24 protein-coding genes are annotated in these 26,455 nt (G+C 72.0%); 11 read left to right on the forward strand and 13 right to left on the reverse strand.

Annotation, left to right across the window (positions count from 1 at the left end; translation table 11 throughout):
* Positions 1-108: 108 nt before the first annotated feature.
* Together OUQ99_RS17790 and OUQ99_RS17795 are read right to left on the reverse strand one after the other, a co-directional pair.
* A complete protein-coding gene (locus tag OUQ99_RS17790; RefSeq protein WP_267944888.1) occupies positions 109-651 on the reverse strand; it encodes a hypothetical protein in 543 nt (180 codons plus the stop codon).
* Between the two features lie 178 nt (positions 652-829).
* Positions 830-1,606 (reverse strand): SDR family NAD(P)-dependent oxidoreductase, encoded by a 777-nt coding sequence (locus OUQ99_RS17795; protein WP_267944889.1) that lies wholly within the window; start codon positions 1,604-1,606, stop codon positions 830-832.
* Between the two features lie 72 nt (positions 1,607-1,678).
* On the opposite strand from OUQ99_RS17795, the gene OUQ99_RS17800 reads away from it, so the two are divergent.
* Positions 1,679-2,281 (forward strand): TetR/AcrR family transcriptional regulator, encoded by a 603-nt coding sequence (locus OUQ99_RS17800; RefSeq protein ID WP_267944890.1) that lies wholly within the window; start codon positions 1,679-1,681, stop codon positions 2,279-2,281.
* Between the two features lie 518 nt (positions 2,282-2,799).
* Here the strand turns inward: OUQ99_RS17800 and OUQ99_RS17805 are convergent.
* Positions 2,800-4,284, reverse strand: a complete 1,485-nt coding sequence (locus OUQ99_RS17805; RefSeq protein ID WP_267944891.1) for an MFS transporter — start codon at positions 4,282-4,284, stop codon at positions 2,800-2,802.
* 112 nt (positions 4,285-4,396) lie between these two features.
* Complete coding sequence (locus OUQ99_RS17810) at positions 4,397-5,512, reverse strand: FAD-dependent monooxygenase (RefSeq protein WP_267944892.1); 1,116 nt, start codon at positions 5,510-5,512, stop codon at positions 4,397-4,399.
* A gap of 203 nt (positions 5,513-5,715) precedes the next feature.
* Here OUQ99_RS17810 and OUQ99_RS17815 point away from each other — a divergent pair, with 203 nt between their 5' ends.
* A complete protein-coding gene (locus OUQ99_RS17815; protein WP_267944893.1) occupies positions 5,716-6,321 on the forward strand; it encodes a TetR/AcrR family transcriptional regulator in 606 nt (201 codons plus the stop codon).
* A gap of 115 nt (positions 6,322-6,436) precedes the next feature.
* Positions 6,437-7,981 (forward strand): trypsin-like serine protease, encoded by a 1,545-nt coding sequence (locus OUQ99_RS17820; RefSeq protein WP_267944894.1) that lies wholly within the window; start codon positions 6,437-6,439, stop codon positions 7,979-7,981.
* Between the two features lie 339 nt (positions 7,982-8,320).
* On the opposite strand, the gene OUQ99_RS17825 is transcribed toward OUQ99_RS17820, so the two are convergent.
* Genes OUQ99_RS17825 through OUQ99_RS17840 form a run of 4 tightly spaced genes read right to left on the reverse strand, consistent with a single transcriptional unit; the run spans position 8,321 to position 12,070 of the window.
* Entirely contained in the window at positions 8,321-9,106 is a 786-nt protein-coding gene (locus OUQ99_RS17825) for an ABC transporter ATP-binding protein (protein WP_267944895.1), read from the reverse strand.
* Complete coding sequence (locus tag OUQ99_RS17830; RefSeq protein ID WP_267944896.1) at positions 9,103-10,251, reverse strand: FecCD family ABC transporter permease; 1,149 nt, start codon at positions 10,249-10,251, stop codon at positions 9,103-9,105. The genes OUQ99_RS17825 and OUQ99_RS17830 overlap by 4 nt, the downstream gene beginning before the upstream one ends.
* Positions 10,248-11,039, reverse strand: a complete 792-nt coding sequence (locus OUQ99_RS17835) for a class I SAM-dependent methyltransferase (RefSeq protein ID WP_267944897.1) — start codon at positions 11,037-11,039, stop codon at positions 10,248-10,250. Before OUQ99_RS17835 ends, OUQ99_RS17830 begins: the two co-directional genes overlap by 4 nt.
* Positions 11,039-12,070: an ABC transporter substrate-binding protein gene (locus OUQ99_RS17840; protein WP_267944898.1), complete on the reverse strand. Its 1,032-nt coding sequence runs from the start codon at positions 12,068-12,070 to the stop codon at positions 11,039-11,041. Before OUQ99_RS17840 ends, OUQ99_RS17835 begins: the two co-directional genes overlap by 1 nt.
* A gap of 424 nt (positions 12,071-12,494) precedes the next feature.
* Here OUQ99_RS17840 and OUQ99_RS17845 point away from each other — a divergent pair, with 424 nt between their 5' ends.
* Positions 12,495-13,070 carry a snapalysin family zinc-dependent metalloprotease gene (locus OUQ99_RS17845; protein ID WP_267944899.1) on the forward strand — a complete coding sequence of 192 codons (576 nt, stop codon included), beginning with the start codon at positions 12,495-12,497 and terminating at the stop codon, positions 13,068-13,070.
* A 153-nt stretch (positions 13,071-13,223) separates the two neighbouring features.
* On the opposite strand, the gene OUQ99_RS17850 is transcribed toward OUQ99_RS17845, so the two are convergent.
* Positions 13,224-14,144 carry an alpha/beta fold hydrolase gene (locus tag OUQ99_RS17850; RefSeq protein ID WP_267944900.1) on the reverse strand — a complete coding sequence of 307 codons (921 nt, stop codon included), beginning with the start codon at positions 14,142-14,144 and terminating at the stop codon, positions 13,224-13,226.
* Between the two features lie 81 nt (positions 14,145-14,225).
* Between OUQ99_RS17850 and OUQ99_RS17855 the strand changes: the two genes are divergently transcribed.
* Positions 14,226-14,918 (forward strand): TetR/AcrR family transcriptional regulator, encoded by a 693-nt coding sequence (locus OUQ99_RS17855; RefSeq protein WP_267944901.1) that lies wholly within the window; start codon positions 14,226-14,228, stop codon positions 14,916-14,918.
* A gap of 204 nt (positions 14,919-15,122) precedes the next feature.
* On the opposite strand, the gene OUQ99_RS17860 is transcribed toward OUQ99_RS17855, so the two are convergent.
* From OUQ99_RS17860 to OUQ99_RS17870, 3 genes are all read right to left on the reverse strand, one after another.
* On the reverse strand, positions 15,123-17,648 hold the full coding sequence (locus OUQ99_RS17860) for an ABC transporter permease (protein ID WP_267944902.1): 2,526 nt from the start codon (positions 17,646-17,648) through the stop codon (positions 15,123-15,125).
* Positions 17,645-18,355, reverse strand: a complete 711-nt coding sequence (locus OUQ99_RS17865; RefSeq protein ID WP_267950415.1) for an ABC transporter ATP-binding protein — start codon at positions 18,353-18,355, stop codon at positions 17,645-17,647. Before OUQ99_RS17865 ends, OUQ99_RS17860 begins: the two co-directional genes overlap by 4 nt.
* Positions 18,356-19,045: 690 nt before the next feature.
* Positions 19,046-19,642 (reverse strand): TetR/AcrR family transcriptional regulator, encoded by a 597-nt coding sequence (locus OUQ99_RS17870; RefSeq protein WP_267944903.1) that lies wholly within the window; start codon positions 19,640-19,642, stop codon positions 19,046-19,048.
* Between the two features lie 143 nt (positions 19,643-19,785).
* On the opposite strand from OUQ99_RS17870, the gene OUQ99_RS17875 reads away from it, so the two are divergent.
* The 6 genes from OUQ99_RS17875 (at position 19,786) to OUQ99_RS17900 (ending at position 25,012) form a co-directional block, all read left to right on the forward strand.
* Positions 19,786-20,226, forward strand: a complete 441-nt coding sequence (locus OUQ99_RS17875; RefSeq protein ID WP_267944904.1) for a RidA family protein — start codon at positions 19,786-19,788, stop codon at positions 20,224-20,226.
* A 101-nt stretch (positions 20,227-20,327) separates the two neighbouring features.
* A complete protein-coding gene (locus tag OUQ99_RS17880; protein ID WP_267944905.1) occupies positions 20,328-21,239 on the forward strand; it encodes a MerR family transcriptional regulator in 912 nt (303 codons plus the stop codon).
* Positions 21,240-21,848: 609 nt separating this feature from the next.
* Positions 21,849-22,778: a S1 family peptidase gene (locus tag OUQ99_RS17885; RefSeq protein ID WP_267944906.1), complete on the forward strand. Its 930-nt coding sequence runs from the start codon at positions 21,849-21,851 to the stop codon at positions 22,776-22,778.
* Positions 22,779-22,833: 55 nt separating this feature from the next.
* Positions 22,834-23,337 (forward strand): hypothetical protein, encoded by a 504-nt coding sequence (locus OUQ99_RS17890; protein ID WP_267944907.1) that lies wholly within the window; start codon positions 22,834-22,836, stop codon positions 23,335-23,337.
* 49 nt (positions 23,338-23,386) lie between these two features.
* On the forward strand, positions 23,387-23,752 hold the full coding sequence (locus OUQ99_RS17895; protein ID WP_267944908.1) for a CU044_2847 family protein: 366 nt from the start codon (positions 23,387-23,389) through the stop codon (positions 23,750-23,752).
* Positions 23,753-23,806: 54 nt separating this feature from the next.
* A complete protein-coding gene (locus tag OUQ99_RS17900; protein WP_267944909.1) occupies positions 23,807-25,012 on the forward strand; it encodes a WD40 repeat domain-containing serine/threonine protein kinase in 1,206 nt (401 codons plus the stop codon).
* A 345-nt stretch (positions 25,013-25,357) separates the two neighbouring features.
* Here OUQ99_RS17900 and OUQ99_RS17910 read toward each other — a convergent pair whose 3' ends face one another.
* Complete coding sequence (locus OUQ99_RS17910) at positions 25,358-26,401, reverse strand: NAD(P)-dependent alcohol dehydrogenase (protein ID WP_267944910.1); 1,044 nt, start codon at positions 26,399-26,401, stop codon at positions 25,358-25,360.
* Between the last annotated feature and the right edge of the window lie 54 nt (positions 26,402-26,455).

Raw genomic sequence — 26,455 nt, forward strand, 5'->3', positions numbered from 1 at the left:
GCCCGTGCCCGGCTTCGCCGCTCTCGGCCGGACGCCCCGCACCGCCCGGTCCCGGTGCTCCCCGGTTCGCGGGCTCCACCCGCCCGCCGAGCCCCCGGGGTCCACGCGTCACCGGAGAGGAGAGAGCTCCGTGTTCTCATCGGGCCAGTCGTCCTGGACCAGCGGAGGACAGGACAGGTTCCTCGAGAGCATGGAGACGAGGAATTCGGTGATCCCCGTGTCGAACACGTACCACCGGCTTGCATCTCCCACCACGATCCCCCACTTCCGAGGGTCGTCCGAGGAGGTGTGCCAATACAGGCTGTAGGCCACGTCGGTCGTTCCGAATCTCAGCAGGTCGTCGAAGTAGATGAACTCACCCTCGATCTCCAGGCGGGTGAACCCGACCCCGCTGCCGCTGAAGAAACCGGCCTTCCCCCCGGTCGCCCGCCCCAGATCCTCCCGGTCCCCCGCACGGACCCGCGCGATGGCGGCAGGACCCAGGACAGCGAAGCCGTCATCCAGGGCGAAGGGTCCGAAATGATCGTGCAGAGCCTTGTAGTCCTCGGGAAAGGAGATCCCGGATTCCGATTCCAAGGCGTTCCAGTCAGCAGGGCCTTCCCCTGACTCGGCCCCGGGAAATCTGTCCTTCATCCACTGCAGATGGTTCATGAAATCCCCTCGACGTACCACGGAACACCCCGCTCCGGGCACCCGGCACAGTCCATCCGACCACACCTCACCGGCCCCGTTCCTCACCGAACAGCGGCCGTCCGCGAAAATGGGCGGGCAGGACCTCGCACTCCGGTGTTCCCGTCGCGACACCCAGGGGGTTATACCTATGCCATAGCTATGCCAGCGCTGTCAGGTCGAAGGTGCGCGGAGGGCCCGAGAGGGTTGCCTTCGCTGCGGCTCCGAAGCGGTCAAGGATCTCGACCTCCCCTGCCTCGATTCCGTCCAGTGCCAGTCGAACGAGGTAGTCCGGTTCGATCATCGGATCCTCGGGGAGAGCGAACCCGGAAGCCTTCATGGCTTCTTTCAGGGTTTCGCTGGCCACGAGCCCGGGGACGAAGGCGGCCACCAGGGTCCCTTGGGGCGCCAACTCCACCCGCACACCGTTGGTAAGTCCCCACTGCGCGGATTTGGCGGCGGCGAGGGCGGTGTTGCTCTCGACGGTGGTCCAAGCCACCGCTGACAGGACGTTGAGGATGGCACCGCCACCATTGCCGGCCAGCACGGGGGCGAACGCTCGGATCATGGAAAGTGTGCCGAAGTAGTGCGATTCCATGAGCTGCCGGACTACATCGAGGTCTCCGCTGACAAGGTTTCCGATCCCCGTGTAGGCACCGTTGTTGATCAGCAGGTCGACGTCGGTGGCGACCGCGGCGGCGGCTTCGACGGACGTTTGGTCGGTGATGTCGGTATAGAGCACCTCGGCACCGGGGATATCGACAAGCTCCGGGCGGCGGGCCGTGGCATAGACCTTCGCCCCGCGACGCAGGAGCTCGATGGCGAAGTGGCGACCCAGCCCGCTGTTGGTGCCGGTGACGAGGGCTGTGGATCCTTGTAGCTGCATGGGGTCCTTGTCCGATCTGGGCTTGCGGGGCTGCCCGGCGAGGAAGAACATGACCGATCGGTCATCTTAAGCCGACAGTGGACCACAAGATGACCGCCTGGTCAACTTGTTAGGATGGCGTGCATGACCCTGTCTGCCCGTTCACTGCGCTCAGACGCGGCGCGAAACCGAGAACTACTCCTCGCTGCCGCAGAGGAGGAGTTCGCCAAGCGGGGCATGGATGCCTCGATCGCGGATATCGCTCGCCGTGCGGGCGTGGCGAAGGGGACCGTCTTTCGACACTTCGCCACGAAGGAGGAACTGGTCGCCGTGGTCGTCGGCGGTCATTTCGTCTCGCTCAGCGCCGTCGCGGGAAATCTGCTGGAATCCGCTGATCCCACGGGTGCGTTGCTGGAGTTCCTGACTGTGGCGGCAGAACAGTTGCAGCACCAGGATCTTGTGTTCTTGCAGGCGGTCACCGAAGGAGATTCAACAGTGACCGAGTGTCGGAATCAGCTGCATGCGAGAACCAATGCTTTGGTCGACCGAGCCCAGGAAGCCGGTGGAATCCGTTCTGACGTCACCGGGTCCGATATCCTATTGATTCTCTGCGCTCTCGTCCACACGGTCGGTCTCCGGACGGAACAAACTCCAGATTCATGGCGGCGTCACCTCACCATCCTCTTCGACGGGCTGCGGCCCCAGGGTGCTTCTCCGTTGCCGGGCCCGGCTCCGGAACGGCTCTGATGAGCTGGTGGGAGGTGGCACTGACGCGAGGAGGGCCGACACGGTCCTGAGAATCTCGTCGGCCCTGACCGGGTAGCTCACGGTTCTCGCATTCGAGGTCACCGAATACGGGCGGAGTTCTCTCGCGTAGTGGTGACCGCTTCACGCATACCTCCCCGCCACACGGGACCGCGCTCAGGCCAGAGTTCGTTCAAGTTCCCGGCACGAGGGAGACAGCGCCGGTCCTGAGGTTTTCACGTGCGGACGAGATCATCTTGCAGTCCTGTGGCAGAGGGGATCCGACATGGCGCTCGACCGCACCCCACTCGTCCTCGTCGAACGAGAAGGGTGGACCGATGCCGGCCATGCCAAGAAGCCTTTCGGCGAATCCCGCCATTGTCTTCCAACCCGTTCCTGAGCTGATGGGCCTGTATGCGTGATGTCGGCCGAGCGTCGACGGGGGAGCGCGGGACGGCCCGGCCGTCCGCCACGAAGGTTCTGCCAGCAGCGGCGACGGGCCGTGCCGCTCCGCCCCCGGGCTACCGGCCGACCGCGGGAGAACCCGAACCCTCCGCCCCCTCGGGCGCGGCCGGCGCTGCGGTCCGGTCGCGTACCAGCATGGTCGCGGGCACCGCGGCGAGGACGAAGAGCACCCCCGCCACGGCGACGTAGAGGTACACGCCGGCCGCCGTGCTCACCGGGGCGCCGTCGGCCGAGGTCCCGGCGATCTGGGTCGCCTTGAGCACCTCTCCCCCGGCGAAGTTGAAGACGACCGAGCCGAGGGCGAGCACGACCGACACCAGTCCGGCGACCGTGCCCTGCCGCTCGGGCGCCTCGATGCCGGTCGCCAGGTTGTAGCCGGAGGCGCCGATCGCGCCGGCGGCCATGCCGACCATGGCTCCGCAGGCGATCGCGACCGGGAGCACCGACACCCCCGCCAGCATCGCGAAGGTCGCCACCGCCCCGACGGCGATGCCGCCGAGGAGGGGCAGTGCGGGGCCGAACCGCCCCGCGATCCATCCGGCGCACGTGCCGCCGACGACGATGCCGAGGTTGGGCGCGGCGAGCAGCACGGCGACCGCCTCCCCGTGGCCCAGCCCGTAACCGAGCCCCAGGTCGGGGGGCACCTGGGCGATGATCCCCGTCAGCTGGAGCATGCTGCGGAAGGATCCCGCCGCCAGGACCAGGGCCAGCAGCGTGAGCAGGATCGGGCGGCTGAGGGCACGGATGTCGATGACGGGCTCCTCGACCCGCAGTGCGAGGAACGCCCAGCCGGTCAGCGCGGCGGTTCCGGCCGCCAGCAGCGCGACCGTGCCCCCGGACAGCCATCCGAGGTCACTTCCGAGGCTGATGTAGGCGAGTACCGCGCCGAGGCCGCCGCCGAGAAGGAGCGCCCCGCCCACGTCGATCCGGCCGGTGCCGCGGATCGGCGACTCCGGGATGAAGGAGCGCACGCAGAGCGCGGCCGCCGCGGCGAGCAGCGCCGCCGCGACGAACACGCTGCGGTGGCCGAACACCTCGATGACCGGCTGCATCAGGAACGGCTCGGCGATGCCGACGACCGCGGAGCCGGACGTCACGATCCCGACCACGGCCATCGCCACACCCGGGGTGCAGATCTGGCGGACGAGGGCCACCGTGATGAAGACGGCTGCGAAGGCGGCGCCTTGGAGGAAGCGCCCCGCCAGGAAGACCCACACGTTGGGGGCGGCGAGGCAGACCAGCGCTCCCGCGCAGGCCAGGAGCAGGGTGGCGACGAGTACCCGGCGCTGCCCGAAGATGTCGGAGCTCTTCGCGAGCAGCGGCGACCAGATGGCGCCGGCCAGCATCGCGCTCGCGTTCAGCCATGCGGCCTGGTCGGTGTCGAAGTGGGCCAGCAGCTGGGGCAGGACCATCATGGGCGAGCCGATGGCCACGTCTGCCAGGACGTTGGCGAGGGTGAGGACGGCCGCCCAGAGGAGGAGCCGCTTGCTCCAGCGGTGCTCCTGGGCGCCCGGGGCGGGCGTTGCCGGCGTGTCTTTCACTGTGGGTTCTCTCCAGTGCATGGGGGCGGGGGCCCGGCGGAGGGCACGAGGCGCGGGCGGCGGGGCCGGTCCGGGAGCGGTGCCCCCGGGCGCCGGTCGTCCCGCGCCGGTTTCAGGGGGCGCCGGCGCCGGAGGCGCGCAGCGCCTCGTTGCGGGCTGCGATGTCTTCCCAGGTGGCGGGCAGCATGCGGTCGCGGCCGCTGTGGACGCGGCCCTGGGCGAAGGTGACGTAGGGGCGCTGCCGGGCCTCGTACCGGGCGAACGCGGCGGTGTGGTCGCCGCCGCTCCGTTCGAGTTCCTCGGCGAGGAAGCGGGCGCCGGTGAGCGCGAGCGAGGTGCCCCGGCCGGACAGGTAGGCGGGGCTGTACCCGGCGTCCCCGACGAGGGCGACGCGGCCGCGGTGCCAGGAGGGCAGGTGGATCTGGCTCGCGGAGGTGAGGTAGAAACCGGGGTCGGCGCGGGCGGCGTCGAGCAGTTCCGGGATCCGCCACGACCGGTGGCCGGCGAAGGCGTCGAGGAGGATCTTCTTCTGGGCGTCCGGGTCGCGGTGGTCGTGGTCGATCGGGTCCGAGCGGAACTGGAAGACCGCGACGGCCCTGCCCTTGTACCGGAAGATGCCCGCCATCCGGCCGGGGACGTTGTGGATCGGGTTGATGCCCCCGGTGTGGGCCTCGGCGGGGAGGTCGGCGAGGGCGAAGTAGACGCCGAGGTGCCGCAGGTGGTCCTTCTCGGGTCCGAACACGAGCCTGCGGACGGCGGAGTGCTGGCCGTCGGCGCCGAGCACCAGGTCGTACCGGCCGGTGCGGCCCGAGGCGAAACGCACGTCGACGCCGCTTCCGTCGTCGTTCAGCGCCTGGATCGAGTCGCCGAAGCGGATCGCCGCGGTGTCCGGGAGCGCGTCGGCGAGGATGCGCACGAGGTCCTCGCGGAGGAGTTCGATGTCGTCGTCGGAGTCGTTGATCTGCGCCAGCGGGAGCGGGGCCACCGGCTCGCCCGCGCTGTCGACGAACTGGGCGAGCTCGGACATCCGGATCCGCTGCTTCCGGATCGTGGCGAGCAGTCCCATCCTCTCCGCGGCCTCGATCGCGTCACCGCGGATGTCGACGGGTGTTCCTGTGAGCCGGAGGTGGTGGGCGTACTCGACGAGGGTGACGTCGTGGCCGCGGGCGCCGAGTCCGAGGGCGCAGGCGAGCCCTGCGACACCGGCTCCGGAGACGAGGATGTTCACGTGTGCGCTCCAGGTTTCGCTGGGGTGGGTGTGCGAACCGCGGAGCAGGGCGGTCGTCGTCCGGGCCGCTGCCACGGCAGCCCGCCGACACTAAAGAAACAATCAGTTGCTTTTAGAGAGCTTACCGACGACCGGCTTGCACCGCAACGCCGCGCCGGGCGACAATCGGCACCCGAGCAGAGGACCAGGAGGTGGGCGCGGCGATGGCCGAGGGAAACACCGTCCGACCGACCGCACGGCGCCCCGGTGGCCGCAACGCACGGGTGAGGGCGCAGATCCTCGCCGCGACCGCCGAGCTCGTGGCGCGCGACGGCATCACGGGCTTCCGCTACGAGGAGGTCGCCGAGTTCGCCGGCGTGCACAAGACCAGCGTCTACCGCAACTGGCCCGACCGCGAGGAGCTGGTGGTCGAAGCCCTGCTGCGCTACGCCGAGGACCTCGCCTCGGTCGCCGACACCGGCGACATCCACCGGGACCTGGTGGACTTCCTGGAGGCCCTCGCCGGCGGTCTGGAGACGCCGTTCGGCCGGACCCTCGAACAGGCCGTCCAACCCGCCCGCCAGGGCCCCACCGTCCAGGCGCTGACCAGGATCCTCGACCAGCGCGTGGCCGCCATGCAGCGGCGGGTGGACACCGCCGTGGAGCGGGGCGAGCTCCCCCCGGTCGAGAGCTCCTTCCTCGGCGAGATGATCTCCGGCCCGGTGCACCTCATCGTCAACCGCGGCATGCGCACGTTCACCCGCGCGGACGCGGAGCGCATCGTCGGCGTGGTGCTCGCCGGCCTCCGGGCCACGGCTGCGCACACCTGAGCCGCCGCCCCGGCCGCGAGGTTCGGGCCGGGGGCCGGAGCGCCTCCGGCGGACGCCTCCGCTGCGGCGCGGCACCACACATTTGCGCAACACGGGGCCGAGTACGGTCCGGCGCATGCGTAGACAACTCCTCCTGCTCGGCGCCCTGTGCGCGCTCGCCGTACCCCTGTTCACCGCGGTCCCGGCGCAGGCGATCGTGGGCGGCACCGAGTCCACCCGCGCCTACTCCTTCATGGGCTCGTTCCAACCCTCGTATCCCGCTCCCCCGCGCGAGGACGGCCACGGATGCGGCGTCCTGCTCCTGGCCCCCCAGTGGGTGCTGACCGCCAGCCACTGCGCCGGCAAGAACCCGACCAACGCGAAGGTGGGCGTCCCCCAGGGCTGGAAGGTCCGGATCGGGTCGCTGGACAGCACCTCCGGGGGCGAGGTGGCCGAGGTCGACCACTACTACCGGCTGGCGACCAGCAACGACGAGGGCGGCTTCTGGGGCAGGGACCTGGCGCTGATGCACCTGGCGGCCCCGGTCGAGGCCGAACCCGTGCGGATCGCCCGGAGCACCCCGGCGGAGGGCTCACCGGCCAGACTCCTGGGCTGGGGCATGACCTGCGACGACAGCGACGACCCGGCGTGCTACCCGAACCGGTTGCACGAGGCCGACACCGTGGTCCAGCCGGCCTCGGCGTGCGGGATCACGGACCGCACCGACGAACTGTGCATCGGCAGCCGCGACGGCAGCGTCAACGCGGCCAACATGGACTCGGGCGGGCCCGCGCTGGTCCGCGAGGACGGTGAGTGGGCCGTGGCCGGCGTGGTCAGCGGCCCGAGCGGGAACGACGCCCCGGTCTGGTTCACCGACGCCACCCTGCACACCGCGTGGATCGACGGCATCGTCGACGGCACCGACGTGCCCGCCGACGACGAGATCCCGGACGTGGAGGGGGCGGCGTACCTGGGCGGCTGCGCGGGCTCGGTGGTGCGCACCGCCTCCTCGCTCCCGGAGGACCCCGCGCTCATGCTGACCAACGGCCACTGCGTGCAGGAGGAGCGGCCCGCCCCGGGAAGCGCGCTGGTCGACCGCCCGGCCGACGGCGAGGTGCACATCGGCGACCCCCGGGGCTACCCGCAGGCCACCGCCCGGCTGGAGCGCCTGGTGTACGCGACGATGACCGGCACCGACGTCGCCCTCTACCGCCTGGACACGACCTACGGGCAGCTGGAGTCGGAGGGGGCCAAGGTCCTCGAACTGGCCTCCGAACCCGTGCGCTCGGGCGATCCGCTCAGCATGCTCGTCCCCTACACCCGTCTGGGGTGCTCGGCCGAAGCCGTGGTCCCGCACCTGCGCGAGGGCGGCTACGAGCAGGACGACGCGATCCGCTACGCCTCGGGCGGGGGCTGCGATGTCTTTCCGGGCATGTCCGGTTCGGCGCTGCTGGCCCCCGACGGCTCCACGGTGGTGGGGGTCCACAACACCCACAACCGGGACGGCGAGGAGTGCACCGACGACAACCCCTGTGAGGTGGACGGGGACGGGAACGTCACCTTCGGGCAGGGCCGCGCCTACGGCCAGCAGGTGCACATGGTCACGGACTGCCTGACCACCGGGTCGGAGCTGGACCTGGCGCAGCCGGACTGCACCCTCACCGGGGCTTCGCGCCCCTGAGCGACCCGTCCGGGTCGGGCGCACCCGCCGGTCCGCCTCCGCGGCGGACCCGTCGGCGGACCCCGGAGCCTCCCTCCGGCCGGGGTCCGCCGACGGTGCTTCCCGCGTACCCGAAGGTCCCGGTCCTCACCCGGGAACTCGTCCCGAAAGCCATCGGCATGCTCGGCCGGGCGCTTGTGGCAGATGGGGAGAGAGCCGGATCGGCCACGGGCAACAGCCCTGACAGCCGCCGGCTCTCCCCCGGCCGTGGTCCGGGCAGCCCCGGGAACCGCTACGCCCCCGACCACGGCTCTCCGTGGTCTTTCGGCAGGAGCCCGGCCCCGAACAGGCGCTACCCGGCTACGCGGGCATGCCGGTCTCGGCCCCCAGGTAGGTCACGACCGGCGCACCCGTGTGTGGAGAGGTGTCGACGACGGCTTCGACCGCATAGACGGAGCGGATGAGCTCGGGCGTCAGCACAGCGGCGGGCGGCCCGGACGCCGCGACCCGACCGTCGTGCAGGACCGCGACCCGGTCGCAGTAGCGTGCGGCCAGGTTGAGGTCGTGAAGGGCGGTCACCACCGTCATGTCGAGCGAGCGGAGCAGGGTGAGGACTTCGAGCTGGTAACGGACGTCGAGGTGGTTGGTGGGCTCGTCCAACACGATCACTTCCGGCTGCTGCGCGAGCGCGCGGGCGAGCTGGGCGCGCTGCTGTTCACCGCCGGAGAGCGTCCGCCACGACCGGGATCGATACGCGCGCATCCCGGTGAGGGAGAGCGCGTGTTCGATCGCGGCACGGTCCTCGCCGTCCAGTCCGGCGAAGGTGCTGCGGTACGGCGTTCTGCCGAGCGCCACGGCCTCGTCGACGGTGATGTCGGTGTGCACCTCGGGCGACTGTTCGACGATCGCCATCCGCCGGGCGACCGCGCGCCGGGACAACGAGCGAACCGGTTCCCCGCCCAGGAGGACCGTCCCCGCATCCGGCCGCCGAAGCCCCGCCAGGATGCGCAGCAGTGAGGTCTTGCCGGCCCCGTTGGGCCCGAGCACGGCGAGCACCTCGTTCGAGCGCACCTCGATCGAGACCCCGTCGAGGATGCGTGTCCTGTCGACCGACCACGTGATGTCGTTCGCTGCCAGTGCCGTCATTGCCGAGCCGCCTTGCGCAGAACGATCGCGAACATCGGCGCACCGAGCAGCGCCGTGATCACCCCCACCGGGATGTCGTGCGGCGAGAACGCCGAGCGGGCGAAGGTGTCGACCCACACCAGGAAGATCGCTCCGCCGAGCCCCGAGAGGGGAAGCAGTAGGCGATGCGTGGGCCCGGCGAGCAGACGCACGATGTGCGGCACGAGCAGCCCGATGAACCCGATCGCCCCGGACGCCGCGACGGCCGCCGCCGTGATGAGCGCGGTGAGGACCATGAGCGCCACCCGTGCCAGGGTCACGTTGATCCCGAGCGAGGAAGCGGTGTCCCAGCCGAAGGTGAACGCGTCCAGGGCCGGCGCGAGGAACAGGCAGCCGACGGCTCCGAGCACGATGACGGCGGACGCCACGATCAGCGGCTCCCAGCGCGCACCCCCGAGTGAGCCGAGCAGCCAGTAGGTGAAGCCCCGGGTGGCGTCCGCGTCGCCGTCGAGCATCAGCACGAGCGAGGTGATCGCCGAGAAGAACTGCGACACGAGCACACCGGTGAGCACCACGCGGGCGGGGTTCGAGACGCGTCCGCCCCCGATGAGGAACAGCACGATCGCGAAGGCGACCAGCGCGCCGGCGAAAGCGCCCGTCGAGAGGGTCACCGCGCCCGAGCCGAGCCCGAGGATCATGACCGAGACCGCCCCGGTGGACGCCCCGGAGGAGACCCCGAGCAAGTACGGTTCGGCGAGCGGGTTGCGGGTGACCGACTGCAGCACCGCGCCCGAGACCGAGAGTCCGAGCCCGACCACGGCGGCGAGGAGCACACGTGGCAGACGCGACTCCCAGACGAGGGCGTCGATGAGCGGCGGCGCCGGCGCAACGGGGGCGAGGGCGCCCAGCCCGATGTTGCGCAGGATGATCCCGAGCACGTCGAGCGCCCCGATGTCCGCCGTGCCGACGAAGGTCGCGACGATGATCGACGCGCACAACGCGACGATGAAGGCGCCGACGATGAGGGACGAGCGCAGCCTGCCCGGTGCACGTGTCGGGGAGACCACGGCATCGCCTGCCGTCGCTCGCGCCGCCAGGGGATCGGCTCCGGGAAGCGCGCCCGTGTCGCGCGAGCCGGTCTGTGAGGGATCGGTGAGTTTCGTCATCTTCGCGCGAACACCACGACATCGTCGTAGTACCGCCAGATGACACCGGTTTCGGCGAAGCCGGCGGTGCCGAGCGCTTGCAGGTGCAGCTCGAGCGGCGCGTGCGGTGTGGGCGGGCGGTCGGCGAAGCGGCGCTCGCGCTCGGCGTGGTGCTGTCCGAACGCGTCGTCCGCGACGGCGTCCGCCCACCACTCGTCCCAGGTCTGCACGCCCTGCGCGTGCGCGTCGTGCTGGGTGCGTTCGTCGTCGGCGGCCGCCGCCTCGGTGAGGAAGGGCTGCGAGCGCGGGTCGTAGCGCAGGTGGTCGGCGTTCATGAAGACGCCGTCGGCGGGGAGCAGGGTCCCCAGGGCGTCGTAGACGGCGACGAGCTGCGCCGGCTCCAGCCAGTGGAGCGCGGTCGACGAGACGGCGACGTGCACGGGCCCGTCGGGGAGCTGAGCCCTCCAGCCGGGCGCTGCCAGATCGACGTCGAGGGGCGTGAAGCGTGAACCGTGGCGTCGGCCGAGCCAGGAGCCCGCGATCGCGAGCAGCACCGGGTCGTAGTCGACTCCGATCACCCGGGCGCCCGGGAACCGGTCGAGGACGCGCTGCGAGAGACTGCCGGGGCCGCACGCCAGATCGAGGACGGTCATGCCGGTTCCGTCGGTCTCGAACTCGTCCGAGGAGGCGCACATCCGCGTGATGACGTCGAGCATGATCTCGAACCTCTGCTCGCGGTGGGTGATGTACGCCGCCTGCTGGTCGTCCCAGGCGCGGATGAGCCGGTCGAGGGCGTTCGTGTTCGTCATTACTCGATCTCCATGTCGATGAGGCCCTGCGCGACGGTCGGGACGGCCTGCACGCTGTGGACCGACGGGTCCATGTGCTGTCCGGGCACGACGATGAAGCGGTCGTTGACGACGGCGTCCATGGTCGAGGTCAGCGGGTCGTTCTTGAGGAACTCGATCTTCTCCTCGGCCGTGTCGCCGGGGTATCCGCGGCTCAGGTCGGCGAGCACGAGCACGTCGGGGTTGCGCGCGGCGACCTCGTCCCAGCTGACCTCCGGCCATTTGGTCGAGGCGTCGCTGAAGGCGTTCTCGGCGCCGAGCATCTCGGTCACGGTCTGCGGGAGCCCGCCGGGCCCCGCGACCGAGGGGGTGGAAGAGGACGACGCGGTCGAGTAGAACCAGACCAGGCTCGGCGTGCCCTCGATCTGTTCGGCGATCTCGAGTCCCTCGTCGACCACGGCCTGCTGCTCGGCGACGAGCTCTTCGCCGGCGTCGGGCACGTCGAAGACCTCGGCAATGGTCTCGATCTCGTCGAACAGCATCTCGAAGGTCGCGCCGCCCTCGACGGCCTCGTGGTAGGTGCAGTCGAACTCGCTGAGGTAGGTCGGGACGCCGAGTTCGTGGAGTTCGGCGCGCTCACCGGCGTTCTCTGCGGTGAGGAACGAGGCGAACGACGAGTAGACGAAGTCGGGCTGCGCCTCCAGCAGGGTCTCGTGCTTGAGCAGGCCGTCCGTGAGCAGGGGGATGCCCTCGTAGGCGTCGGCGATGTCGCTCGGGACGGGGTCGGTCTCGTACGAGGTGCCTGCCATGCGATCGGCGAGGCCGAGCCGGATCATGATCTCGGTGGCCGACTGGTTCAGCGAGACCGCGCGCTCGGGAGCCTGCTCGACGGTCACCTCGGTGTCGCAGTTCTCGACGCTGAGGGGGTAGGGGGTCGCTCCCCCGCCCGCTGCCGCCGTGGAGTCGGTTTCGGGGACGGCCGCCGTCGCGCAGCCGGCCAGGGCGAGAGTCGATGCGACTCCTACGGTTCTGATAATGATTTTCAATTTCATGACCGTAGGTTACAGTGCCTCTGCCACCAGCCTGTACTCCACTGCGTGACGACCGAGGAGGCGCCCGCGGACCGCCTTCGGACCCTCCGCCCGTGTCCCGCGACGGTGCCGCGCCGTCGTCAGGACTTCCCGAGGGGGCGACGACGCGTTCCCCCGCCACTGCCGGTTCGACCTTCTCGGCGCCGGTCCGGCCGGGGGTCGGGCCGTGGTCGACGCGACCCCGGCTCCGCCCGGGCAGGGCCCCGCCCCGCGAAGCCGCCCGCCGGGGCGGAACCGGCTCTCCCTCCCCGGCCCTCGCCGCCGGTACACCGCGCCGCAAACAGACGTTCTGCCCGTCTTGTGGCGACACGGCACTACACATAGCATCAGGGCGACCTCACCGGGTCACCAGAGAGATCAGCACCCTCACCCCAGGGAGACCCCCATGCTGAGACGCATCCTCACACCCCTCCTCATCGCGCTGAGCGCCCTGGCGCTGACGCTGGTGGGCGCCGTACCGGCCTCCGCGGAACCCGCGGACCAGGTCCAGCCCCTGCGCCAGACCACCCTGTACTACGACGCGAGCCAGTCCGCGGAGTACGCCTCCGCCGTCGCCTCGGCCGTGGGCGTGTGGAACTCCAGCGTCAACAACGTCCGCCTGGAGCCGGCCCCCGCCGGGCGGCGGGCCGAGATCCGCATCATCGCCGACGACGGCTGGCCCCGCGCCCACCTGGGCCCGGTGCGCCCGGGCGGGCAGGTCACCGTCTGGATGGGCCGCCAGGGCACCGCCCAGGGCTACGACGCGGTGCGCATCGCCGCGCACGAGCTCGGCCACAGCCTGGGCCTGCCCGACGTCAAGCCCGGCCCGTGCTCCTCGCTGATGTCGGGCTCCACCGGCGGGGTGAACTGCACCGTCCGCGCCCCCAACGCCTCCGAGCGCGCGCGGGTCGAGGCCAACTACGGCGGCGGCCTGGCGGGCCAGCGCGCCGCCGACGGGCGGCTCCTGGTCGACCGCTTCTGACCGGGCACACCGGATCGGCGGTCACCGGCCTCCGGCACCGACCCTCACCAGGGGTCGGCGCCGGAGGCGTCACCGCTTCCGCGTGAGACCGGTCGCCGACGCTCCGGTCCCACGGCCTCCACTCCCCCGTTCCGGGCCGGGACCGCGATGTGATCAGCCCCGGTGCGGCCGATCCGGTGAGCCGTCGGCGAGTGCGCGCACCTCGGCGGCGACGGTGCGCCACACCGGTGCGGGGATGTCGTGGCCGACGCCCGGCAGGGCGACCAGGCGCGCGCCGGGGACGCGGGAGGCGATCGCGGCGGCGGCGTTCGGCCGGATCAGGGGGTCGTCCCGGCCGTGCAGCACCAGTGTGGGGGCCGTGATCGTGCTGATCGCCGGGCCGTGCCACTGGGCTCCGATCTGACGGCTCTGCGCCCGGGTGTCGCGGGTGCCGGAGTCGGCGAGGCGTTCGGCCTTCGCCCGCTCCTCCCGCTCGTCGAAGGGCCGGGCGGGTGAGGCGCAGAACCGGGCGATGGCCAGGCCGGCCCGGACGGTGCCCTCCTCGGTGTCGGGATAGTGCATCCGGCTGAGCCTGGCGACGGCGGGGACGCGGATGTAGCGCAGGACGCCCAGCCCCGCCGCGTCCGCGGGGACCGCCGACATCGAGGTCAGGGTGCGGACACGGCCCGGGTGGCGGATCGCGACGCGTTGCGCCACGGCGCCGCCGAGGGACACGCCGAGCAGGTGGGCCGCCTCCCAGCCGAGCTCGTCGAGCACGGCGACGGCGTCGTCGGCCATGTCCTCGGCCGTGTAGGCCTCGCCGCGTCTGCCCAGCAGGGCGGTGGCGGGCAGGCGGGTCCTCGCCGGCGGCAGGTGCGTCGACTCGCCGGCGTCGCGGTGGTCGTAGCGGGCGACCGAGAAGCCGTGCTCGGCCAGGATCCGGCACAGGCCGTCCGGCCACCACCGCCGGCTGACGCCCATGCCCATGACGAGCAGGAGCGGCTCGCCCCCGTCCGCGCCGGCCCACGTGTCGCAGGCCAGTCGGACGTCGCCGTTGCGTGCCCACCGGGTCGGTGTCCACGGTCGTCGGTCCATGCTCCCACTCCTCACAATACTGCGATCAATGTTCTCAGTATTAGGATAGGGGGCGTCGCAACAGGAGTGGAACGGGGACCGATGACCGAGGAACCGACGACCGTGTGGAACCGCCCCGAACGGGGTGCACGCGGTCCCGCGCCGGAGCGCAGCCGGGCACAGATCACCGCCGCCGCGATCGGGCTGGCGGACGGGGGCGGCCTCGCGGCGGTGTCCATGCGCCAGGTGGCCGGACAGCTCGGCACGGGACCGGCCTCGCTGTACCGCTACATGTCCACCCGGGCCGACCTCCTCGACCTCATGGCGGACGCCGCCGCCGCGGAGATCGACCTCGGCGTCCCGTTGAGCGGGGACCCGGTCGAGGACCTGGCCGCCCTCGCCGGCCGCGCCAAGCAGGTCCACCTGCGCCACCCGTGGCTGCTCGACCTGCCCGCGGAACCCGCCCTGGGCCCCCGGGGCATGGACTACCTGGAGTACGCACTGCGCGCACTGGCTCCGGCGCCGCTGTCCTCCCCCGCCCGGCTGGAGACCGTCGGGGTGCTGAACGGGCTGGTGACCCTGTTCGCCCGCACCGAGCTCCAGCGCCGGAACGCGCCCGCCGACCCCCGACGGGCGCACGCCTCCCACCTGGCCTCCGCGGCGACCGCGGAACGGCATCCGCTCCTGCTGGCCGCGCTGGCGGACGGTCCCGGCGCCGAAGCGCCCCAGGACACGCACACCCTGTTCGAGCGGGTGGTGCGCCGGGTGCTCACCGGGCTCGTCGACAACCCCTGAACCGCCCGCGGGCGCCCGGGGCGGTCCCGGCCGCACCGGCGCCCGCGCCCCTTCCGCGGCTCAACGGCCGTGGACGGCCGACGTGTCCCCGACAGGTCGCGGCAGCCCTCGGAGGAGCGCGGGAGCTCCCCGCGCGTACCCGCCCCCGCCGGGTCGGCCGGGAGCGCCCGACCGGCCCGGTCGCCGCGTCCGGGCGGTGGTACCTCATCCGGTGGCGGACACCACGTGCAGGGGCCGGGCACGCAGGGCCGCGGCGACCGGCGCCAGGTTCGCCGACAGGCCCAGCGCCAGGACCGCCGAGGCGAGGAGGGCGTACCGGCCCGGGGCGACGGACAGGACCACCGTGTCACCGGTGAAGGCGTACCCGGAGGCTGCGAGCCCGGCCAGCGCGGCCGCGGTCCCCAGGGCCACCGCCGCCGACGACACCGCCAGCGCCTCGGCGGCGACCATGCCCGCTACCTGTCCTCTGGAGGCCCCCACCAGGCGCAGCAGGGAGAAGTTCCCCGCCCTCGCCGCCACGGAGACGACGAGTGTGTTGACCGCGCCGATCCCGGCGAAGCCCGCCACCACGGCCACCATCAGGTAGGTGATCCAGTCGTCGCCCTCCCCCTGGGCCGCCACGTCGGCCAGGTGGCCGGGCCGGTCGGTGACCAGGATTCCGGGCCCGGCGTCGATCGCCCCCTCCAGCCGGCGCGCGACCGCGGCGGGGTCGGCCCCGGGGTCCAGCGTGACGTAGACGGCGCTCTCCATCGCGTCCAGCATCCGGGGGGCGAGCACCTGCCGGGGGAGCAGGACCTCGGGGAAGTCGAGCCCCGCCTCGTAGAGAACCGCCACCCGGGCCAGGATCGGCTGCCCGTCGGGCCCGGAGAGTGTGACGGTGTCGCCCACCCGCCAGCCCTCCTGCCCCGCCGTCCCGGCGTCGAGAGCGACCCCGCCGGCGTCGAACGCCTCCCACGCACCCTGTTCCGCGTCGATCCGGTAGAGGTCCGCCACGGTCCCGGGATCGACGAGGTAGGTCGTCAGGGAAGCGCCGGTGCCGGCCGTGACCGTCTGCCGGAACCCTCCTGCGGCGGACACCCCGGGAACCCCGGCGGCTGTTTGCGCCGCGGTCTCGGGAAGCCCGACCCCCACGGAGCCGGACACCACCAGGTCGGCGGCGAGGCGCTCCCCGTAGGAGTGCATGCGTGCCTCGCTCGTGGTCGGCCCCTGGAACAGCAGCACGCAGGCGACGGCGGTGGTCACCATGAGCGGCGTCATCACACCCGCCACCCGGCGCGTGTCGGCGTACGCCTCCCTGTGCACCAGGAAGGGCACCGATCCCCTCGACGCCAGCGGACCCGCCAGGCGCAGCACGCCCCGGACGAGGACCGGGGCGAGCAGGGCCGCCGCCAGGACGAGGACCATCGAGGCGGCGAGCGCCGCCACCACCGCCCCCCGGCTCCCCGCCGCCGCCCATGCCACGGCGAGCAGCGCCACAGCCCCGCCCAGGACCACCCCGCCCAGAGCGACCCGCACCCGTGCCAGGGGCGCGGACGCGACCTGGGCCGCGCGCATGGCCTCGACCGGCGCCGTCCGCCCCGCCGCACGCGCGGGCGCCCAGGAGGCCAGCAGCGGCACGGCCAGTGCCAGAACCGTTCCGGCGGCGAGCGCGGGCAGCCCAACCTCCGGCTCGAACCCCGGCGGGAGCACCCCCATGGCCTCGAAGAACCGGGCCATGAGCAACGCCAGAAGCGCACCCGCCACCCACGAGAGCACCGCGGCGACGGCGCCCAGGACCAGGGCCTCACCGAGGACCAGGCGCCGGACGAGCCCGGGCCCGGCCCCGGCCAGGCGCAGCAGGGCGAATTCCCGGACGCGGTTGCGCACCGTCGTGGTGAGCAGGCCGGCGACCATGACGGCCGCCACCGCCAGCACGAGTCCGGACACCGTGCCCAGGAACCTCCCCATGCCCGAGGCCAGCTCGCGGCCGGTCCGGCCCGGTGCGAGCGCCTCGCTCCGCTCGACCCCGGTCAACACCCTGACCTGCGGGACCTCCTCCCGAATCGCCTCGGCGAGCCGGGAGGGGTCCGTCCCCTCCCGGGGCCACACCGCTGCCAGGACCGGGTCCCCGCCCCGCGCGGCGGCCTCGCCCGGCGTGAAGAAGACGCCCCGGTCCTGCCCGCCGGCCGTGTCGCGGTCCACGATCCCGGTGACGAGCACGGTGGCTGTGCCCTCGGGGGTGAGAACCCGGGTGCGGTCACCGGGGGCCACACCCGCGTCGGCCGCGGTCCCGGCGTCGATCGCCACCTCCCCCTGCGCCCCGGGCGGCAGCCCTAGGGCGAGCGTGAGGGGCTCGGCCTCGGCGAGCGCCCACGAGTGCCCCCAGGAGCGCTGCGTCTGGCCCCCCAGCGTGCGCTCGTCGGTCACCACGTAGGCGGGGAAGGGCGCCTCCACCTCCGTCTCCGCGACCCCGGGGACCCCCGCCAGCGCTTCCACGGTCGCGGGGGGCAGTCGCGCGGGCTCCCCGGAGGGCGTCGCGGTGAGGCCCGCGTCCTCCGGGGCGGCCACCACGACGATCGGCGGCTCCGAGAGCCGCCAGGGAGCACCCGCTCCCTCGGCGGCCACCCGGTCGGCCGAACCCTGCAGGGACAGGGCGGCCACGGCCAGCCCCGCCCCCAGGGCCACGGTCAGGACGGACAGGACGAGTGGGCGCGCCCGGTCGGCCACGCCCCGCAGCACGAGCCTGATCACACGGACTCCAAGCGCCTGATCCGCTCCAGCACGGTGTCCGGGGCGGGGTCGGACAGTTCGTCCTCGATGCCGCCGTCGCGGAGGAAGAGCACCCGGTCGGCGCGCGCCGCGGCCACCGGGTCGTGGGTGACCATGACGACGGTCTGGCCGTGCTCGGTCACCGCACGCCGCAGAGCCTCCAGGACCTGGCCGCCGGAGCGGGAGTCGAGGTTGCCGGTGGGCTCGTCCGCGAAGAGCACGCTCGGCCGGTGCAGCAGCGCCCGCGCCACGGCGACCCGCTGCTGCTGCCCTCCGGACAGTTCGGCGGGCCGGTGACGGAGGCGGCCCTCCAGGCCGAGCGAGTCCACGAGTCCGGCCAGCCGGGCCTTGTCCGGGGGCAGGCCGGCCAGGCGCTGCCCGAGGGTGATGTTCTCCTCCGCGTCGAGCACGGGGAGGAGGTTGAAGGACTGGAACACGAAGCCGAACGCGCGTGCGCGCAACCGTGTCAGGTCCTTCTCGGAGAGGCCCGTGATGTCCCGCCCCTCCACCAGCACCGCGCCGGCGTCGGGGCGCTCCAGTCCGGCCGCGCAGTGCAGGAGGGTGCTCTTCCCCGATCCGGAGGGTCCCATGATCGCGGTGAACCCCCCTCGGGGGAAGACGACGTCCACCCCTCTCAGGGCATGGACGGGAACGACGCCCCGGGAGTAGGTCTTGGTCAGTCCCGTGATCCGCAGGACCGTCGGATCATCCTTTTCTTTTCCGTATGGCCGGTCGTGGGCGCCGATCCCCTTTTTCGAGGATCGACGCCCTCCATTTGTGCCCATGCCGATGTTCCGATCGCTTGCGCGGGTCGCAGGACCCGGGTGCGCCCTGTCGCCCACTCGAGGAAAGTCAAACAAAGCGGGCCGCGAACGTCACTGGCCCTGGTGGGAGTGGTCGGGTAGAGAAACCTCGACCACCGGTGGCGACCTTTCTTCCCACCGGTGGGGGCTCGTCCGATTCCCCCTCTCCCGGTGGCCGTGGGACCGCGCGAGGGACGTCGGAGAGAATCGGCATCAGCGTCGCCGCCCCTCCCCCGAATGCGAATTTCGCACGAGCATGTGAGGAGACGGATCCGCCTACCGTGAACAACCCCCAGGGGTTCGTTTCACCCTCCCCGAGATCCCCCCGAAGGGGCCTGGGAAGCGAGAGGAGACGAAGACGGATCGCGCGGGGGCGTTGACCGGCTGGACGGACGGCCCGATGGGGGAAGCGCTCCGCCGCGGTCGGGACGCCTTCCGGCGCGGCGCCGGGCAGGAAGGCGGCTGCGGTGGGGCGACAGCGTCCCGGCGCCCGGCAGGACGGCCCGGGCGGCGCGCACCCGCTTCAGCCCCCCGGCAGTACTTCGCCCCGACGCACAGCGGCCGGGTACCGGCCGTTCACCCCGCGTCCGTCCGGGGCCGCAGGCCGAGCAGGACGTCCTGGACGAGGTCGGCGCTGCGCCTGACCGCATCGTCGCCGAAGCCCAGGAAGTGCCGGTAGTGGACCGGCGCGTAGAAGAGGTCGACCATCACGTCGGTGGGCACGTCGGAGCGGAGCTGCCCGGCGGCGACGGCGGAATCCAGGCGGGCACGGCACTCCGCGATGCTGGGCTCGAGGATCGTCTCGCGGAACGCCTTCATCAGCGCGGCGTCGTTCTGCGCCTCGGCCATGACGCCCTTGAAGGCCTCGCTGATCCTGCCGGTGACCAGCCGCCGGCTCACCGCGGTGATCTGGGTCGTGAGGTCGGCGGCGATGTCCCCGGTGTCGGGGAAGGCGAAGTCGTCGCCGAGCTCCTCGTTCATCGCCTCCAGCACCACCGCGCCCTTGGAGCCCCACCAGCGGTAGATCGTGGGCTTGCCCACGCCGGCCTGGGCGGCGATGCCCTCGATGGTCACCTTCGCGAAGCCCTTGCGGCTCACCAGGTCGAACGCCGCGTCGAGGATCGCCCGGCGGGCGCGCTCGCTACGCCGTTCACTGTTCGGGGCAGAGGTCATGGGCCACATCCTACCGCCCGCGTGACGTTACGTTTCGTTTTGACAAGTCGCCTTGGATGACTTAGCTTCCATGGCGTTACGAAACGTTCCGTAACGCCATCGTTCGAGCCCGGTTCCGGGCACCGCCGAGACAGGGGAGAAGCATGTCCAGCGAAGAGGGAGCGGCCACCGTGGGGCACGTCGAGAAGATCGCGACCACGCCGGACTGGTACGCGCCCTACCGGATATCACAGGCCGTCCGGGCCGGGGGCTTCGTGTACGTGTCCGGACAGGCGGGCTTCGAGGAGGACGGGACGACCGTCGAGGGCGGGTTCCTGGAACAGGGGCGGAAGGCGTTCCGGAACGTCGGACGGGTGCTGGAGGCGGCCGGCCTGGCCTTCACGGACGTGGTCAAGGTCGGCATCTTCGTACGGGACATGGCGACGAACCTCCCGCACGTGATCACGCTGCGCGGCGAGTTCCTGTCCGAGCCCTACCCCGCCGACACCCTCGTCGAGGTCGTCTCACTGGCCCAGCCCGACTGGCAGATCGAGGTCGAGGTCATCGCACTGGACCGGAGCACCGCACGAACGCCGGGGTCGTGACAGAACATTGGCGCGGGCGGTGTGCAGGGGTTTGCACCTTCCGTAGCGGTATGTGGTCTGGTGGACCCACGTCCCGATCCCTCGAGGAAAGGTCCCTGCCCATGCATTCGTCCTTCGTGCCGCCCCGCCAGGTCAAGATCGGTGACGCGGCGGCCTTCGCCGGCACCACGCCACGGGCGATCCGTCACTACCACGAGATCGGCCTGCTCCCCGAGCCCGAGCGGGGCAGCGACGACCGCCGCCGCTACGGGTACGAGGACATGATCCGCCTGCTGTGGATTCGCAAGATGGCCGACGCCGGGATCGCCCTGGACGACATCCGTGACGCCTTCACCACCGGCACGGCTTCCGCCGGCGCCGGCAGCGGGGACGGCATCCCGGGCATCCTGGAGCGGTTGGAGGAGACCCTCGCCGAGCAGGAGACAGAACTGCGGCGGCAACGGGCCGCCGTGCAGCGGATGCGCACCGAAGGCAGCCGGATGGGCCTGCTCTCCGACTTCGTCACCGACCGTCTCAAGAACCTGCCCGAGGGCTCCCTGCGCCAGGCGGACCTGGACACTCTGCTGGTCACCGAGCGGATCTTCGGCCCGCTCGGCGCGGCCGTCCAGGCCACCCGCTTCATCGCCCTGGCCACGCATCCCGCTCTGCGGGAGGAGTCCGACCGCATCGATGAGGTTGAGGAGGCACTCGACGACAGTGTCGCCGTGGACGATCCGCGGGTGGCTCACGTGGCCGCCGAACGGCACGCCTTCGAAAGCGCCCTGCATACCGTCATCGAGGAGACCGGCCTGGAGAAAGAGGACGATGCCCTCTTCGACGCCTGGGACACGTTGCACCCCGTTCCCGCCGATGGCGGCGAGGACGGGGCCGGCCTCGGCTCCGGCAGGCGGGAGGCCGGCTCCATGAGCGCGGTCGAAGCCGTCGGCAAGATGCCCTACGACGTCTCCCCGGCCCGATGGCGCTGTATGGAACTGGCCCTGGAACTGTCCGTCCAAGACTCGCCCGCCACCTAGAACACGGTCTGAGCCGCCCGGCGCGCGGCCGCGCACCCGGGGGCGAGCCGACCCGGCCTCCGGTCCGATCGGCGCTGATACCGGTCTCGCAGTTCGTCGAAGGGCTCACAGGGCGCCGGACCGCCGAAGCGGTCCGGGCCCGCGTCGACCTCCTGTGGAAGGGAAGCCGGGGCGACGGCCCGGTCGCCGCGCGCCACCGCGGCGACCGGTCGTCGGACGGGTGCGTCCGGTCCCTGTCCGACGGCTCTCCCCCGACGGGTGCCCGCACGGGCCCGCACCCGCCGACCGGGCGTGGACAACAGATCATCCGACGATATGAATTACCGACACCCACGGCGAAATCATGAAAATCCTGCAAACCCCTTCAAGGCCGCGTTCGCCACCGCACTCGCGCCACCGAATTCGGCGATCCGTGGAGGCATTTCCACGTTTATCCCTGCACCCGCACCCCCGTTTGGGTGCAAGAACTCCAGGGTATGGGCGGTGTACCAGTTTTTCCCGCCGGGCCCGGCCCGACCCGCACCCCCGCGACGCGAAACCGGCACCCTGCCCCGCCCGCGTTCCCCGCCGCCCTCCCAGAATTGTGTTTCGAGTGAAAGGAACACCGGGGTGGTCGAATCCCCGTACGTTCCGCGGTACATGGGAAGAATCCTCACCTCCGACGGCGCTCCCCAGGGAACCTGTTTCCAGATCGACCCCGACGGCTACCTCGTGACCGCCTGGCACGTCGTCCGGACCGCGCTCGGCCTGGAGGACACGTCTGCGGAGATCGCCGAGGTCACGGTGGACAGCCTCGGAGACCCGGACCTCAAACCCACCCGGGCGTGGGTGGTGGCCAGGAACCGCAGAGCCGACCTGGCCCTGCTCAAGACGGACACGGCCCTGCCCGACAGCGCCCGCCTCCTGCGCGCCTCGGACTCGGCGGAGCAGGGCGAGGAGGTGACCCTGGTCGGCCACGCCGTGATCGAGGACATGACCCAGGCGCCCCAGCCGCGATCGGTCCAGGCCCTGGGGCGGTGGCAGGGAGAGGTCGCCCGCACCGACGGCCTGCGCCTGGGCCGGATCCAGTCCGCCGACGTCATGCCGGGCATGAGCGGGGCGCCCGTCCTCCGCCGCGGCGACGACAGCGTGCTCGGAGTGGTCTCGTCCCGCCACAATGCCGGTGACGCGTGGATGACGCACACCGTGTGGGTGTCCCGCACCGAGGACCTGCTCGAACTGTGCAAGGGGCACGTGCCCGTGCGGAAGGGCCGATGGCTCGGGGTCGCCACAGCCGCGGCCGGTGGCGCCGCAGCGGGCTACACGGTGGCCGAGTACGTCCACCGGCGCGGCGGCACAGACGCGACGGCCCCCTCCGGTTCCACGGCTTCCGAGGCCGCCCCCGAGTCGACCGCCTCCACCGCCGTGGACCTCCCCGCCGCCGACCAGGAGCCGGGTACTTCCGTCCTCTCCGACGTCGTCACGGACGAGGCGGCCTCCCGGGCGACGGAAAGCGTGCTGAAGAGGGCCGTCAGCACGTTTCTCGACTGGTTCCCGTGAACCGCCGGCAGTCGCTCGTCCACGGTCTCCACGGTCGCACGAAGGGTGCACGACGTTGATCCTCATGAGTCCCCGGGCCTCCGGGTACCGGACCTGGCTCCACCTCGCCTCCTCCATCGACACCCCCGCCCTCGAACTCGCGCACACGAACCCGGACGGCAGCCGGGGAACGCTCTACATCGCGCGCGGAGACGCCTACGTCCTCCCCGACAACGGGCTGATCCTCGGCTTCCACGTCAGGTACACGGGCGGGTCCAGCGCCTTCTTCGCCCTCGACCACTCCGGCCCGCCGGACTGGCACGAGAAGCGCGCCGCCGTGAAGGAGGCGGCCCACTTCGTCTGGGACGCGGTCAGCGTCGGCAGGATGATCCTCGCCCGGTCCCCCGGCGGGCTCGCCGCCTCCGGGGCCGGCTACGTGCTGCGGCACACCGAGGCCGGCAAGGCGGTCCGGGGGGCCGTGGTCGGCCTCCTGCCGGACTGGGTCGGTTCCCCTCCCGACCCCGGCTACTACCGCCAGTCGGACGGCGCGTACATGATCCGGGGCGCCTACCACCTCTGAAGTTCCCGGGGCGCGGACCGGCGCCCTACGGCCCCCGAAAGGTGCGAGCGTGTCCCTTCCCAAGAAGTTGGTGCCGATCACGATCGACGGCGTGGACGTGTACGTCGCCGTCCAGCAGCTGCCAGGGGCCGAGCCGATGACCTCCGGCGTCACCGAGGCCGTCGCGAACAAGGCTGCGGAGGCCGTCGACCACGTCCAGGACGTGGTGCGGGGCATAGCCGCCAAGTTCAGCGGCACGGTGTGGGAGCTCGCGCAGCAGGCCACCCGCCCGGAGTCGGTGTCGGTGGAGTTCGGAGTGACGATCGCCGCCGAGGGGTCGCTGGTCGTTTTCAGCGGCTCGGCAGAGGCCTCGGTGACCGTCACCCTGACCTACCCCGTCCCCGGCCCCTCCGACGGCGGCGCCCCGGGCCCCTGACGGGCTCGGACCAGGCCGGGCGTGCGGGAGGTCCGCCGCACGCCCGGCCGTCCTGTGCCCCTTGCCGGATACCGGCGGGGTCCCGGCGCCCGCACCACCTCCGGACGCCGCCTGGTCGTCAAGGTCATCCGCCCCGAACTCGCCTCCGAGGCCGGCTTCCGCGCCCGCTTCGCCCGCGAGGCCGAGACCGCGCGCAAGGTCGGCGGATTCCACACCGCTCAGGTCGTGGACGCCGACCCTCACGCCGACGCGCCCTGGATCGCCACCGCCCACATCCCCGGCCCCACCCTGCAGCAGGCCGTCCGCGGCCACGGCCCCCTCACCACGCCCGCGCTGCAGGTGCTGGCCACCGGCCTCGCCGAAGGACTGAAGGCCATCCACGGGTGCGACCTGGTGCACCGCGACCTCAAACCCGGCAACATCATCCTGGCCGAGGACGGCCCCCGCATCATCGACTTCGGCATCGCCCGCCCCTTGGACGCCGACAGCATGACCACGCGGGGCGCGGTCTTCGGCACCCTTCCCTACATGTCACCGGAGCAGACCGACGGCTCACGCGTGGGTCCCTCATCCGACATCTTCTCCCTGGGCACCGTGCTGGTCTACGCCGCCACCGGTACCAACCCCTTCGCCGGGGCCACCATGGCCGAGACCCTGCGCCGCGTCATCAGTCCTCCCCCCGACCCGGGGACGTTCGACCCGGAACTGCGGGCGCTGGTCCTCGAGTGCTGGAACCACGATCCGGTCCAACGTCCAGTCCCCGACCAGATCCTCGCCCGCTTCGAGACCCGCGACCTCCACGGCTCCTGGCCGCCCCCCGCCGCCCGCACCGCACCGGCCGACAGCCCTCCTCCGTCCCCACCGGCCCGGGACCCCGGTGAGAGAACCGAGAACGCGACCCTTCCGCCCCAGACAGACCCCCTCGCCGAAACGACCGTGTCCGGCAACCCGAACCCCACCAGGTTCCAGGCACCGACCCCTGCCGCAGAGGGTTCCGCGGTTCCCCTGCCCTTCCCCCCTGCGACGACAGACTCCGGCGGGCGGGCGCCGCGACGAAGGAGGTGGCCGTACTACATCAGCGCGGTGAGTGTTCTCGCGATCGTTTCCGTCCTGCTGTGGCGGGGCTTGGGCTCGCACCCCGAAGCCACTCTCACCGGACACGGTGGCGGCGTGTCCTCGGTGGCGTTCAACCACGACGGCACCACCCTCGCCACAGGCAACAGCTACGACGGCACCGTACGGCTGTGGGAGCTCGATTGATCCCTTACCTGGGGGCCGTTGATCCGATGGTGGAGCAGCCTCGGGGATGAGGGAACCTCAGACCAGCAAGTGCGAGCCCTTTCGCTGACCTGAGGTCGTCGGTGCAGGGCGGCTCCTGGTGTGCTCCCCGGTACCGGCCACCGCACCGGAACCAGCCCACCGCTCTGAACTGGCGTTCCGCTCAGCAGTGCGGCGGCCTCGGCCACGTCCGGCAAACAGGCTCTGGCAAGTGTCCTGGGTGAAGTGCATGGTCGCGTGCCCCAGCCCGACCGAGATCTCCTCGACATCGGTGCCGGCCGCGAGCGCCCGCAAGGCAGCCCCGTGCAACGTGGCCGGCGCCGCCGCTCAGTCCAGGTCGGACATGTCGAGCACGAAGCGGTAGCGGACGTCGTTGCGTTCCAGGCGTTCCAAGGCCGTGTTCACCTGCGACGACGGCAGCAGTTCGATGTCGGCGGTGATGCCGTGCTCTGCGCAGAAGCGCAGCAGGTCGGCGGTGGAGGGTCGGCCGCCGCTGCCGGCGGAGCTGAGCCTCTTGCGGCCGATGAGCAGGTCGGTGGTCTCCACGGTGACCGGGCCGAGGTGCCCGAGGTGGCTGAGGGTGCCGTCCATGGCGACGGTGCGCAGGTAGGGGGTCAGGTCGTGGGGGGCGGAGACGGTGTCGATGACCACGTCGAACCGGTCCCGGACGGCTTCCATCTGCGCGGCGTCGGTGGAGACGACGAATCCGTCCGCGCCGAGTCCGTACGCCTCCTCGGCCTTGCCCGGTGTGCGGCTGATGACGGTGGTCGTGGCGCCGAGTGCGGCAGCCAGCTTGACGGCGAGGTGTCCCAGACCGCCCAGCCCGGCCACGGCGACCGTGCTGCCGGGGCCCACGCCGAGGGCCCGCAGGGGTTCCCAGACGGTGACGCCGGCGCAGAGCAGGGGGGCTGCTCCGGCCGCGTCCAGGCCGGCGGGCAGGTGGTGGACGAACGTGTCGCGGACCACGTATTCGCGGGAGTAGCCGCCCAGGGTGGTCGCCCCGTCACGGCGGTCGATTCCGCCGTAGGTCAGGGTCGGGAAGCCGCGGCAGAAGTTCTCCTGGCCGGCCTGGCACATGGGGCACGTGCCGCACGAGTCGACGATGTTGCCGACGGCCACGGGGTCGCCCGGGGCGAAGCCGGTGACCGCGCCGCCGACCTCGCTCACCGTGCCCGTGAACTCGTGCCCCGGCACCAGGGCCCCGTCCGTGTCGCTCTTGTGGGCGCGTAGGGCGTGCAGGTCGCTGAAACAGACGCCGCAGTAGTCCACGCGCACCGCGACGTCGTCCGGACGCAGGTCCCGGCGCCGGAGGTGGGTGCGGCGCAGGGCGCGGGTCGCGGGGTCCGCCTGCCATCCGATGGTGGTGCGCATATCTCTCCAAAGACAGACTGTTCGGTCTATTTGGAACCTAGGCCGTCGGAGCCG

The organism is Streptomonospora nanhaiensis (assembly GCF_026642255.1).
GTDB lineage: Bacteria > Actinomycetota > Actinomycetes > Streptosporangiales > Streptosporangiaceae > Nocardiopsis > Nocardiopsis tropica.

Bases quoted from the DNA above. Each gene is read 5' to 3' on its own strand.
- OUQ99_RS17790 (WP_267944888.1), bottom strand. From the start codon at position 651: ATGAACCATCTGCAGTGGATGAAGGACAGATTTCCCGGGGCCGAGTCA.
- OUQ99_RS17795 (WP_267944889.1), bottom strand. From the start codon at position 1,606: ATGTTCTTCCTCGCCGGGCAGCCCCGCAAGCCCAGATCGGACAAGGAC.
- OUQ99_RS17800 (WP_267944890.1), top strand. From the start codon at position 1,679: ATGACCCTGTCTGCCCGTTCACTGCGCTCAGACGCGGCGCGAAACCGA.
- OUQ99_RS17815 (WP_267944893.1), top strand. From the start codon at position 5,716: ATGGCCGAGGGAAACACCGTCCGACCGACCGCACGGCGCCCCGGTGGC.
- OUQ99_RS17820 (WP_267944894.1), top strand. From the start codon at position 6,437: ATGCGTAGACAACTCCTCCTGCTCGGCGCCCTGTGCGCGCTCGCCGTA.
- OUQ99_RS17825 (WP_267944895.1), bottom strand. From the start codon at position 9,106: ATGACGGCACTGGCAGCGAACGACATCACGTGGTCGGTCGACAGGACA.
- OUQ99_RS17830 (WP_267944896.1), bottom strand. From the start codon at position 10,251: ATGACGAAACTCACCGATCCCTCACAGACCGGCTCGCGCGACACGGGC.
- OUQ99_RS17835 (WP_267944897.1), bottom strand. From the start codon at position 11,039: ATGACGAACACGAACGCCCTCGACCGGCTCATCCGCGCCTGGGACGAC.
- OUQ99_RS17840 (WP_267944898.1), bottom strand. From the start codon at position 12,070: ATGAAATTGAAAATCATTATCAGAACCGTAGGAGTCGCATCGACTCTC.
- OUQ99_RS17845 (WP_267944899.1), top strand. From the start codon at position 12,495: ATGCTGAGACGCATCCTCACACCCCTCCTCATCGCGCTGAGCGCCCTG.
- OUQ99_RS17850 (WP_267944900.1), bottom strand. From the start codon at position 14,144: ATGGACCGACGACCGTGGACACCGACCCGGTGGGCACGCAACGGCGAC.
- OUQ99_RS17855 (WP_267944901.1), top strand. From the start codon at position 14,226: ATGACCGAGGAACCGACGACCGTGTGGAACCGCCCCGAACGGGGTGCA.
- OUQ99_RS17870 (WP_267944903.1), bottom strand. From the start codon at position 19,642: ATGACCTCTGCCCCGAACAGTGAACGGCGTAGCGAGCGCGCCCGCCGG.
- OUQ99_RS17875 (WP_267944904.1), top strand. From the start codon at position 19,786: ATGTCCAGCGAAGAGGGAGCGGCCACCGTGGGGCACGTCGAGAAGATC.
- OUQ99_RS17880 (WP_267944905.1), top strand. From the start codon at position 20,328: ATGCATTCGTCCTTCGTGCCGCCCCGCCAGGTCAAGATCGGTGACGCG.
- OUQ99_RS17910 (WP_267944910.1), bottom strand. From the start codon at position 26,401: ATGCGCACCACCATCGGATGGCAGGCGGACCCCGCGACCCGCGCCCTG.